This is a genomic window from Paraburkholderia sp. JHI2823 (assembly GCF_038900695.1).
Classification (GTDB): domain Bacteria; phylum Pseudomonadota; class Gammaproteobacteria; order Burkholderiales; family Burkholderiaceae; genus Paraburkholderia; species Paraburkholderia mimosarum.
Genome location: NZ_JAYMRY010000007.1, coordinates 229,165 through 239,882 on the forward strand (window position 1 = coordinate 229,165; position 10,718 = coordinate 239,882).

The following is a 10,718-nucleotide window of genomic DNA, read 5'->3' on the forward strand; positions in this document are numbered from 1 at the left end:
CATGCGCGAGCGCGGCTCCTTGCCGGCGATGCCACATTCAAGGCATCACGCCGCGTCCGGCGGTCCGCCTTGCACCGCACTGCCGCCGAGATAGGTGGCACGCACCCGGTTATCGACCGCCAGCTCGCGAGCCGCCCCCGCGAGCGCCACACGCCCGCCTTCCAGCACATAGGCCCGATTCGCGATGCGCAGCGCCTGGCGCGCGTTCTGCTCCACGAGCAGCACGGCCGTGCCCGCATGGCTGATGCGCGCGATCACCTCGAATATCGCGCGCACGAGCTTCGGCGCCAGCCCCATCGACGGTTCGTCGAGCAGCACGAGCTTCGGCTCGAGCATGAGCGCGCGCGCAATGGCGAGCATCTGCTGCTCGCCGCCGCTCAGCGTACCGGCTAGCTGGTCCTTGCGCTCGCGCAGCCGGGAAAACGTTTCGTACGCCTGTGCAATGCCTTGTTCGAGCGCGGCGGCGTCGCGGCGCAACAAATATCCGCCCAGGCGCAGGTTCTCCTCCACCGTGAGCCCGCCGAAAATGCGCCGCCCTTCGGGCACGTGCCCGATACCGAGCGCGACGATACGATGCGACGGCAACCCGACGATCGCCTGTCCCCCGAACGCGATGGTTCCCGCGCGCGGCCGCAGCAGCCCGGAGAGAGTGCGCAGCGTCGTGGTCTTGCCCGCGCCGTTGGCCCCGAGCAGCGCAACGATCTCGCCCGGTGCGACATCGAGCGAGATGCCGTGCAACGCTTCGATGTTGCCGTAGTTCACGCGCAGGTCGCGAACGTCGAGCAGCTTGCCGGTCGTGCCCGGTTCCGCGTTCACCCCCATAGCGACTTCTCCCCGTTCGCGGCATCGGGGCCGTCGTCCTCGTCGGCCGTGCCGAGGTACGCGTCGATCACCACGGGATCGTTCTGGATCTGCGAGGGCGTGCCCTCGGCAATGATCTCGCCGTGATCCATCACGATGATGCGGTCCGACACGCCCATTACGAGCGCCATGTCGTGTTCGATCAGCAGCACGGTCACGCCCAGGTCGCGTATGTGACGGATCTGCGCCATCAGCGCGTGCTTTTCGGTGGGGTTCATGCCGGCGGCCGGTTCGTCGAGCAGCAGGAGGCGCGGCTGGCTCGCGAGCGCCCGCGCGATTTCGAGCCTGCGCTGATCGCCATACGGCAGGTCCGACGCATATTCGCTCGCGCGCGCGCCCAGCCCCACGAGATCGAGCCAGCGCTGCCCGAGTGCGCCATGCTCGGCCGCCTCGGCGCGCGCGGCGCGCGTGCCTGCCAGTTCCGCCACGAGCGGCGTATGCAACCGGTGGTCCATGCCGATCAATACGTTCTCGAACGCGCTCATGTGATTGAAGAGCCGGATGCCCTGAAACGTGCGCGCAATGCCGCGATGGACGTTGCGATGCGGCGCGCCGCCGCCCAGCGGCTCGCCGCGCCAGACGAGGCGCCCGCCGCTCGGGCGGATCACGCCGGTCAGGCAGTTGAACACCGTAGTCTTGCCCGCACCGTTCGGGCCGATCAGCGCGAGAATCTCGCCGCTGCGCACCTGGAAGCTGATGCCGCCAATGGCGCGCACGCCGCCGAAACGACGCTCCAGCTCGTGCACCTCCAGCAGCGTTTCATGCGCGGCCGCGGCTTCGATGCCGCCGCTATCGGCAAGCGAAACGGCGGCCGCGCTTTCCTTGCCCGCCGCTTCGGCCGCTTCCGCTTCATGGGCCACGGTCGCCTCTTCCGGTCGCGGCGCTGCGCGTTTCACGCGCGCGGGCCACAACCCTTGCGGGCGCAACAACATGAGCACGACGAGCGCCACGGCAAAGCCGAGAATGCGCCACAGGTTCAGGAAGCGCAGCAACTCCGGCAGGCCGGCCACGATCACCGCGCCGAGTATTACGCCGGGAATGCTGCCGCGCCCGCCCATCACGACGATGATGAGGATCGTGACCGATTGCAGATAGGTGAACGCCGTGGGGTCGATCGTGCCGAAGCGCGCGGCGAAAAGGCTGCCCGCGAGCCCGCCGATCAGCGCACCCATCACATAGGCGAGCATCTTCGCGCGCAGCGTCGCCACACCCACCGCCTCGGCGGCGGCTTCGTCCTCGCGGATGCTGGTCCACGCACGGCCTAGCCGCGAGCGCCCGAGCCGCACCGCGAACACCAGCACCGCAATGAAGAAGGCCATGCCCAGCTCGTACACCGCGCGCGGCGAATTGAACTCGAAGCCGAACAAGCTCGGCGGCTCGATGCCGTAAATGCCGTTCGGCCCGCCGGTGATGTCCAGATTCGTGGCGATGATGCGCGTGATTTCGCCGAAGCCGAGCGTGACGATCGCGAGATAGTCGCTGCGCAGCCGCAACGTGGGATAGCCGATCACGACGCCGGAAGCGCCCGCGAACGCGAGACTGAACGGCAGCGTCTCCCAGAAAGTGAAATGAAGCAGCGTTTCGAGCAGCGCTGTCGTGTAGGCGCCAATGGCGAAGAACGCCGCATAGCCGAGGTCGAGCAGCCCGGCGTAGCCCACGACGATATTGAGCCCGAGTCCGAGAATCGCATACGTGATGATGGTGAGCCCGACGTCGACGAGATAGCCGCTCGCGAACGCCGGCAACGCGATCGCCGCCGCGATGAGCACGATCGCGACGAGCCACGAGGTCCGCGATGACCGTAGCGCCCGCGCGCGCATCGCTCACATCCTCTCGACCACGCGCTCGCCGAACAGCCCTGTCGGCTTCACCACGAGCACGGCGATCAGCACGCCGAACACGAACACGTCGGTCCACTGCGACGACACATAGCCCGCGCCGAACGCCTCCAGCAAGCCGATCAGGAAGCCGCCCACCATGGCACCCGGAATATTGCCGACGCCGCCCAGCACCGCCGCCGTGAACGCGCGCAACCCGAGCACGAAGCCCATGAAGAAGTTGATCTGCGTGTAGAAGAGCCCCTCCATCACGCCCGCCACGGCGGCGAGCGCCGAGCCGATGAAGAACGTGAGCTGGATGAGCCGCTCGACGTCGATGCCCATCAGGCGCGCGGCGTCCTGGTCGATGGCGAGCGCGCGCATCGCCGTGCCGATGAAGGTATGGTGTACGAACAAATACAGCGCGGCCATCAGCGCGATGCTGGCCGCGACAATACCGATCTGCGCGAACGTAATATGAACCTCGAACACTTCGAAGCCGGTATGCGTGAGCAGATGCGGATACGTGCGGAAGCCCGCGCCATAGCCGATCAGCACGGCGTTCTCCAGCACGAGCGAAATGCCGAGCGCGGTAATGAGGATGGAGAGGCGCGGCGCGCGCAGCAAGGGCTGATACGCCACGCGCGCGATCACCACGCCGAGCACGCCGGTTGCCAGCATGGCTGCCGCGAAGGCCACGAACAGCGCGAGCGCGAGCGGCAGACGCCCCGCCGTGAGCGAGGCGAGCGCGGTCCAGCCCACGAACGCGCCCACCATGAAAAGATCGCCGTGTGCGAAGTTGATGAGCCGGATGATGCCGTAGACCATCGTGTAGCCGAGGGCGACGAGCGCGTAGAACGAGCCGATCGTCAACCCCTCGACGACGAACTGGAAAAAGGTGCTCATGGGCGGCCCGCGATGCTTACTTCATCGCCACCCACTTGCCGCTGGCATCCTGGCGTTGATACGGCTCGAACTGGTCGTTGTGCACGATGACCGTGATGTACACAGCACGGCTGCGGTCACCCTTCGGATTGAAGCCGATCGTGCCGGTGGCGCCCGCATAGTTCGTGATCTTGTGCAGCGCGGCGCTGATGTCCGCGGGCTTCGTCGACTTCGCGTCGGCGATGGCCTTGGCGGTCACGCCCACGGCGTCGTACTCGTACACCGAGTACGGTCCGGGCCCTTGCCCATAGGACTTGTTGTACTGGTCGACATAGTCGTGCGCACCCGCGAGGAACTGTGCGAGCGGCGCGGTCGTGATGATCATCCCGTCCGCGGCCGGCCCCGCCGTTTTCATCAGCGTCGGGTCGTTGGTGCCGTCGCCGCCCATGAACGTCATCTTGAGGCCCACCTGGCGCGCTTCCTTCACGAGCAGACCCGCTTCCGAAAAGTAGCCCGTGTAATAGATCACGTCCGGCTTGAGCGAGGCAACCTTGGTGAGCGTGGGCGAATAGTCCATCTGGCCCGGCGTGATCGAATCGGCGTAGACCACATCCACGCCCATCTTCTTGAGCGATTCGACGGTGTTCTGCGCGAGGCCCTTGGCATAGGTCGTGTTGTCGTCGATGACGGCCGCACGCTTGACATGCAGCGAATTCTTCATGAAATTCGCGGCGAAAGGCCCTTGTTCGTCGTCACGGCCAATCGTGCGAAACACGTTGTCGTAGCCCATTTCGGTGAGCTTCGGATTGGTCGAAGCGTCGAGCACATAGGGAATGCCGGCGCGATGGAACGCCGTCAATTCGGGCAGCGCCGCGCTCGAGCAATAGCCGCCCGCCACGGCAACCACGCCTGCGTCCACGAGCTTCTGCGCCGCCTGGACCGCCGTTTGCGCGTCGCAGGCATCGTCCTCGGGCACGAGTTCGATCTGCTTGCCGAGCACGCCGCCTGCCGCATTGATCTTCGCGGCCGCCAGCTTCGCCCCGTTGACGATGTCCGTGCCCGCTGCGGCGCTGCTGCCCGAAAGCGGCACCGGTACGCCGATCTTGATGGTCTGGGCTTGCCCGAGGCCAGGCACGAGCGCGGCGAGCGAGAGGATCGCAAGCGCGAGCGTTGCGTGCAATGTGCCCGTCAGGCGGGGGGCGTCGGGCGTGCCATTGTTCTGATGATTCATGTGAGCGGCTCCTGAGCGTGGACCCGACCGGGCGATGCCGCAACGCAGGCGAGCCCGCGCGGTCAGTTAGCGAAACGAAATAATTCGTCCGGTGCGACGCCTTGCACGTCTATCGCGCTCATGGCGCGCAGCTTGCATGGGGACCGGCGCATAACGACTTATCCATGATAGGTCCACGTGACCGATTAACGCCTATAGGGTATGCGCGTATACAAATCGCGTGCGCTCGCGGCAGCGGGACGCTAATTTGTATACACGCAGGGAGGGCGCCGATGAAGACCATCGTGCTGGGCGGCGGAATTGCGGGCGTGACGAGCGCGTACTATCTCGCGCGCGACGGCCGCGACGTCACCGTGATCGAGCGACGCGGGGGCGTTGCGCTCGAAACCAGTTTCGCCAACGCCGGACTCGTCGCGCCGGGACATTCATACACGTGGGCCTCGCCTCGCGCGCCGAAGATCCTGCTCAAGTCGCTGTTCGTCGAAGGTCAGGCGCTGCGCCTGCATCTCAGGGCGGATCCGCATATGTGGGCATGGTGCGCGCAGTTCCTGCGCAACTGCACCGAGGCGCGCTCGCGCGAAAACACGTCGCGCAAGGTGAGGCTGTGCCGCTACTCGCAACATCAGCTGCAAGCGCTCACCGCGCGCGAGCAGCTCGAATACGACCGCATCAGCCGCGGCCTGCTCTATCTCTACCGCGACGCCGCCTCCTTCGAACGCGGCCGCGCACACATGTCCATCCTTGTCGAGAACGGGCTGCCGCTGGAGACGCTGGACGCCGCCGCCGTCGCCGAACGCGAGCCCGCGCTCGCCCACGCGCGCGAGCGCATTGCAGGTGCGATCTACTGCCCCAGCGACGAAAGCGGCGACGCGCACCGCTTCACGCGCGGGCTCAAGGAGGTTTGCGAACGTATGGGCGTGCGCTTCGTGTTCGACGCGCCGATTCAGGCAATCGAAGCCACCGGCGATCGCATCGCCGGCGTGCGCACGACCGCCGGTGTGATCGCAGGCGACGACTACGTGCTCGCGCTCGGCTCATGGTCGCCGATACTCGCGCGGCCCCTCGGCTACCGGCTCGCGATCTATCCTGTGAAGGGATACTCGGCGACGTTCCCCTGTGGCCCCGGACATCGCCCGCCCGAAGTGGGCGGCGTGGACGAGAACCACCTCGTCGCCTGGGCGCGTTTTGGCGCGCGACTGCGCTTCACGGCCACGGCCGACTTCGCGGGCTACGACACGCGCCACACGCCAGCGGACTTCACATCCATGATGCAGGCGGCGCGCGAACTCTTTCCCGATGGCGCCGACTACACGCAGCCGGGCTACTGGGCCGGACTGCGGCCGATGACGCCCGAGGGCACCCCGCTCATCGGCCGCACGCGGCACCGCAACCTGTTTCTGAACACCGGGCATGGGCACATGGGCTGGACAATGTCGTGCGGCACCGCAAAACTGCTCGCCGACATCATGGCTGGACGCGAGCCCGAACTCGACATGACGGGATTGACGCTGAAATGACCACGACTGCACCGCAACATCGTACGGACACCTACACGAAGCTCGATTTCTCGCTCGACGAAGGCATTGCGCGCCGCGCGTCGATCGGCCTCGTCGTGCTCGCCACCGACCATACGATCGAATACGAATGGCGCGGCTTGCTGCGTCAGCCCGGCGTGGCGTTCTACGAGAGCCGCCTGGAGAATTCGCCGGACATCACGCCGCCGCGCCTCGCGGAAATCGAGGCGCGCATCGCCCCGGCCGTGGGCCTGCTGCTGCCAGGGGAGCGGCTCGACGTAGTGGCGTTCGGCTGCACTTCGGCCTCGATGGTGATCGGCGAAACGAAGGTCTTTGCGCGCATTCGCGAGGCACGCTCCGAGATTGCCTGTACCACGCCGATCACGGCGGCGCTCGCCGCGCTAAACGCGCTCGGCGTGCGGCGCGTGGCGCTGCTCACGCCGTATGTGCGAACCATCAACGACTTCATGCGCGACTATATCGAGGCGCGCGGCGTGGCTGTCACGCGCATGGCCTCGTTCGAGCACGCGGACGACAACGAAGTGGCGCGAATCGATGCGAATTCGATTCGCAGTGCGATAGAAGAACTCGCGCGGCACGATGACGCCGACGCGGTGTTCGTGTCCTGCACGAGCTTGCGTGTGGCCGCGCTCGTGCCGGAACTCGAAGCCGCTGTCGGCAAGCCGGTGCTGTCGAGCAACTACGCGATGGCGTGGCACGCGCTACGGCTCGCGGGGGTGCTGGATAGCGAGCCGCAGCTCGGCAGATTGTTCGCGCGTTAATGGACCCTGGTGCGCAACCCGATTCAGCGTCGCTGATGGATCAGGCGTAAATGGGCTTGCCGGCAAGCGCGCTGCGAATCGCGCCCGCGAGATCGCCGGCTGCGAATTTCGCCACGTAGCCGCTCGCGCCGGCATTCTTCACGTGGGCTTCGTTCGCGGTGCCCGTGAGCGACGAATGAATCACCACCGGAATATCCACGGTGCGCGGGTCCGCCTTGATCTTGCGCGTCAACGTGAAGCCGTCCATTTCGGGCATTTCGAGGTCGGTGAGCACGAGCGCGATGCGATCCTTCGCGCGCACGCCGTCGCGTTCCGCCTTCGTCGCAATCTCGTCCAGTTGCTTCCAGGCTTCAAGGCCCGTTTTGGCCATCGTGTATTCCACGCCGAGCGCCTTGAGGCTCTGGCCGATCAGCTCGCGCGCGAAGCCCGAGTCGTCGGCGGCCAGCACCTTCGCGCCCGGCGGAATGACCGCGGGCTCGCCCACCTCTTCGGGCACGACCGCGCCGTGCTGCGCCGGGAATACGTCGCGCAGCACCTGCTCCACATCCACCACCTGCACGAGCTTCTTGCTCTCGGGGTCGTTTTCGAGCCGCGCGATGCTCGTCACGCGGTTGCCCATCGTGACGTCGGCGGTCAGCACCTGGCTCCAATCGAGCCGCACGATCTCATCCACGCTTTCGAGCGCGAAGCCCTGCGTGGAGCGCGCGAATTCCGTCACGAGCAGGATGTTCAGACCCGTGGCCGGCTCGCAGCCCATGAGCCTCGGCAGGTCGATCACGGGCATCACCTGGCCGCGGATGTTCGCCGCGCCGAGCACGTAGGGGGACGACGCCGCGATCGGCGTGATCGTCGGCATGGTCAGGATTTCCCGCACCTTGAACACGTTGATGCCGAAGACTTCGCCAACCTCGCTGCCCGGCGCCGCGCCGAGCCGGAAAAGCAAAAGCTCGAACTGGTTCGTGCTCGTGAGGCGGGTTCGTTCGTCGATTGCGAAGCCGCTATCCATGGTTCCCTCGTGTGCTGTTCGTCTACCGTCTGGTGGAATGCGATGCGTCCGGCATCCGCTGCCTGCCATCGTCTACGGCCTGGCGCGGGAAATCTTGAGCCCTCATTCCACGCACGGTCGTTCTGGATCAAGCCACCCTCACGTATCCTCCCGCAGGCGGCTGGCGGCGTGCTCGCGCAGCAGCGCCGCGCATTCCCTGGCGCTCACCGGCCTGCCGAACAGGTAGCCCTGCTGCCGCTCGCAGGCGAGCGAGCGCAGAAGCGACGCCTGCTCGGGCGTCTCCACGCCCTCGGCCGTCACGCGCATGCCGAGCGAGTGCGCCATCGCCACGACGGCCCGCGTGATCGCCGCCGAGTCGCGGTTGGCGGGCAGGCCCGCCACGAACGTGCGATCGACCTTCAGATGGTGCAGCGGGAAGCGCTTCAGGTACGAAAGCGACGAATAACCGGTGCCGAAGTCGTCCACCGAAATGCGCACCCCCTATGTCGCTGAGGGCGCGCAGCACGGGCTGCACGCTCTGGCAGTCGCGCATGAGGATGCCTTCGGTGATTTCCACTTCGAGCGCCTCGGGCGCCAGCCCCGTTCGCGCGAGGCAGCCCGCCACCTGCTCGACCAGCCCGTCCGCGATCTGGCGAGGCGAGAAGTTGACCGCCATGACGAAGTCGGGCGCGAGAAGCCGCCGCCATTGCGCGGCCTGGCGGCACGCGTGCTCCAGCACCCACTGGCCGATCGGGATGGTCATGCCCGTGTCCTCGGCCACGGGAATGAACTCCACCGGCGAAACCGCGCCCAGCTCATCGCTCTCCCAGCGCAACAGCGCCTCCGCGCCGATCACGCGGCCGCTTTCGCCATCCACGATCGGCTGAAAAGCGAGGCGCAGCTCGCCCGACGCAAGCGCCCGGCGCAAGCCGCGTTCGATCTGGAAGCGGCGCTGCAGGCGCTGGCGCAGCTCGTTCGTGAAGAACTGGAACTGATTGGCGCCGCGCTGCCTGGCCGCATACATCGCCGAATCGGCGTTGCGCATGAGCGCGGCGGCGCTGCGGCCATCGTCGGGATAGAGGCTGATGCCGATCGAAGCGCCCAGGTAGTACTCGTTGCCCGCCACCCCGAACGGCGCGGCGATGACGTCGAGCACGCGTTGCGCGAGCGCGCTGAGGTCGTCCACCTTCTCGTAGCAGCACACCGCGATCACGAATTCGTCGCCGCCCACGCGCGCGAGCGTATCCGCCTCGCTCACGCAGCCTGCAAGGCGGTGTCCCACGTCGCGCAGCAGCGCGTCCCCCGCCTCGTGGCCGCCTGTGTCGTTGACCTTCCTGAAACCGTCGAGATCGACGAAGAGAAGTGCGGGCTTCGCCGCGCAGGTCGCGCGCCCCAGCATCGCCTGCATGCGCTCGGCGAGAAAGGTGCGGTTGTAGAGGCCCGTGAGCGCGTCGCGCGTGGCGAGGTAGCGCAACTGCTGCTGCGCCTCGCGCACCGGCCCGATGTCCGTGAACGAGACCACCGCGGAAATCGCCTCGCGCTCGCCGGCGCGGAAGATCGGCAGCACGTTTTCTCTCACCCAGACGACCTCGCCATCGGCGAGTTCGAATCCCACCGTCTCGCCGATCACGGGCTGGCCGGTCTATAACGCACGCATGCTCGGGCGCATCGAATTGGGCAATGGCGCGCCGTTTTCGTCGAGTACACGCCCGATGACGCTCATGATGCTGCGGCCGATGGCAACCTCGGACATGCGCAGGAGACGCCGCGCGCTGCGGTTGCAGGCGAGCACGATGTCGTCGCGCGACTGCATCACGATGCCTTCGTTGAGGTGATCCACCACGAGGCGGTGATGTTCCTCGCTTTGCGCGAGCCGCTCGGCAATCGTCTGCTGGGATCAGCAAGGCCGCGACGCTGCTGGCGATGTCGCACAACAACGCCTCCTCGGCCGCCGTGGGCCGCCAGGGCCGGCTCTGGTACACGGCGAGCGCGCCCAGCACGCCGCCGTCGAGGTCCTCGATCGGGGTGGTCCAGCCTGCGCGCAGGCCGCTCTCGAGTGCGATGCGCCGGTACTCGCCCCACTCGTGCGCGCCCTCGTAGTCTTCGACGCAAACGGTGCGCCGCTCGGCGATGGCCGTGCCGGACGGGCTGGTGCCGGAGCCGACCGGCGTGTCATCGAACGCCGCGTGATACTGCGCCGGCAAGGACGGCGCGCTGCCGATGTGAATGCGCCGGCCGTCGGCGTCCAGTTGCAGGATCGAGCAGTTCGCGCCCGCGCCCAGCAGCCGCTCGGCGCGGCAGCAGACCTCGGCGAGCAGTTCCTGCAGCGGCAGGTTACGTGACACAAGCCGCAGTACGTTGCGCTCTCATGCGAGCGCTTCATCTGCAGCGCTCGCTGTTGCGTTCGTCTCTTTCGACGCCTTACGTTGAGCGCCCCGTGATCCCGCTGCGCCGGACGCTCCCACCGCCTGGGAATAGTCCATACCTGCTTCCCCTCTTGTTGCCGTGGTGCGTGTCGTGCACGTAGCACCCGTGGCCGGCTCGATCTCTAGTGTGTCCTGCGCGGCTTCCCGCCAGCGCGCCTGGCGAGCGAGCGCGCCGCAACTGGGTTAACGGCAGGGGTGGTGGGATCTTGTAGGGGGG

Annotated in this window: 7 protein-coding genes and 1 pseudogene; 2 read left to right on the forward strand and 6 right to left on the reverse strand. The window is 67.0% G+C overall.

Annotated features, from left to right (window positions below):
• Positions 1-45: 45 nt before the first annotated feature.
• The 4 genes from VSR34_RS11310 to VSR34_RS11325 are packed head-to-tail and all read right to left on the reverse strand — an operon-like array spanning position 46 to position 4,794.
• On the reverse strand, positions 46-822 hold the full coding sequence (locus VSR34_RS11310) for an ABC transporter ATP-binding protein (protein ID WP_042288606.1): 777 nt from the start codon (positions 820-822) through the stop codon (positions 46-48).
• A complete protein-coding gene (locus VSR34_RS11315) occupies positions 813-2,681 on the reverse strand; it encodes an ATP-binding cassette domain-containing protein (RefSeq protein ID WP_028211232.1) in 1,869 nt (622 codons plus the stop codon). Before VSR34_RS11315 ends, VSR34_RS11310 begins: the two co-directional genes overlap by 10 nt.
• 3 nt (positions 2,682-2,684) lie before the next feature.
• Positions 2,685-3,584 carry a branched-chain amino acid ABC transporter permease gene (locus VSR34_RS11320; protein ID WP_028211231.1) on the reverse strand — a complete coding sequence of 300 codons (900 nt, stop codon included), beginning with the start codon at positions 3,582-3,584 and terminating at the stop codon, positions 2,685-2,687.
• A 16-nt stretch (positions 3,585-3,600) separates the two neighbouring features.
• The gene (locus VSR34_RS11325) at positions 3,601-4,794 is read right to left on the reverse strand and encodes a branched-chain amino acid ABC transporter substrate-binding protein (RefSeq protein WP_342962505.1); all 1,194 of its coding nucleotides are present in this window, start codon (positions 4,792-4,794) and stop codon (positions 3,601-3,603) included.
• A gap of 272 nt (positions 4,795-5,066) precedes the next feature.
• Here VSR34_RS11325 and VSR34_RS11330 point away from each other — a divergent pair, with 272 nt between their 5' ends.
• Both VSR34_RS11330 and VSR34_RS11335 read left to right on the forward strand, forming a co-directional pair.
• On the forward strand, positions 5,067-6,311 hold the full coding sequence (locus VSR34_RS11330) for a D-amino acid dehydrogenase (RefSeq protein WP_028211229.1): 1,245 nt from the start codon (positions 5,067-5,069) through the stop codon (positions 6,309-6,311).
• On the forward strand, positions 6,308-7,090 hold the full coding sequence (locus VSR34_RS11335; RefSeq protein ID WP_028211228.1) for an aspartate/glutamate racemase family protein: 783 nt from the start codon (positions 6,308-6,310) through the stop codon (positions 7,088-7,090). The genes VSR34_RS11330 and VSR34_RS11335 overlap by 4 nt, the downstream gene beginning before the upstream one ends.
• A 40-nt stretch (positions 7,091-7,130) precedes the next feature.
• On the opposite strand, the gene VSR34_RS11340 is transcribed toward VSR34_RS11335, so the two are convergent.
• Together VSR34_RS11340 and VSR34_RS11345 are read right to left on the reverse strand one after the other, a co-directional pair.
• Entirely contained in the window at positions 7,131-8,096 is a 966-nt protein-coding gene (locus VSR34_RS11340) for a chemotaxis protein (RefSeq protein ID WP_028211227.1), read from the reverse strand.
• Positions 8,097-8,234: 138 nt separating this feature from the next.
• Positions 8,235-10,429 (reverse strand): annotated as a pseudogene (locus VSR34_RS11345) (EAL domain-containing protein).
• Between the last annotated feature and the right edge of the window lie 289 nt (positions 10,430-10,718).

What these genes read in the sequence shown, in the direction of transcription:
- VSR34_RS11335 (WP_028211228.1), top strand. Translation starts at nt 6,308, where the DNA reads ATGACCACGACTGCACCGCAACATCGTACGGACACCTACACGAAGCTC.
- VSR34_RS11330 (WP_028211229.1), top strand. Translation starts at nt 5,067, where the DNA reads ATGAAGACCATCGTGCTGGGCGGCGGAATTGCGGGCGTGACGAGCGCG.
- VSR34_RS11315 (WP_028211232.1), bottom strand. Translation starts at nt 2,681, where the DNA reads ATGCGCGCGCGGGCGCTACGGTCATCGCGGACCTCGTGGCTCGTCGCG.
- VSR34_RS11310 (WP_042288606.1), bottom strand. Translation starts at nt 822, where the DNA reads ATGGGGGTGAACGCGGAACCGGGCACGACCGGCAAGCTGCTCGACGTT.
- VSR34_RS11325 (WP_342962505.1), bottom strand. Translation starts at nt 4,794, where the DNA reads ATGAATCATCAGAACAATGGCACGCCCGACGCCCCCCGCCTGACGGGC.
- VSR34_RS11340 (WP_028211227.1), bottom strand. Translation starts at nt 8,096, where the DNA reads ATGGATAGCGGCTTCGCAATCGACGAACGAACCCGCCTCACGAGCACG.
- VSR34_RS11320 (WP_028211231.1), bottom strand. Translation starts at nt 3,584, where the DNA reads ATGAGCACCTTTTTCCAGTTCGTCGTCGAGGGGTTGACGATCGGCTCG.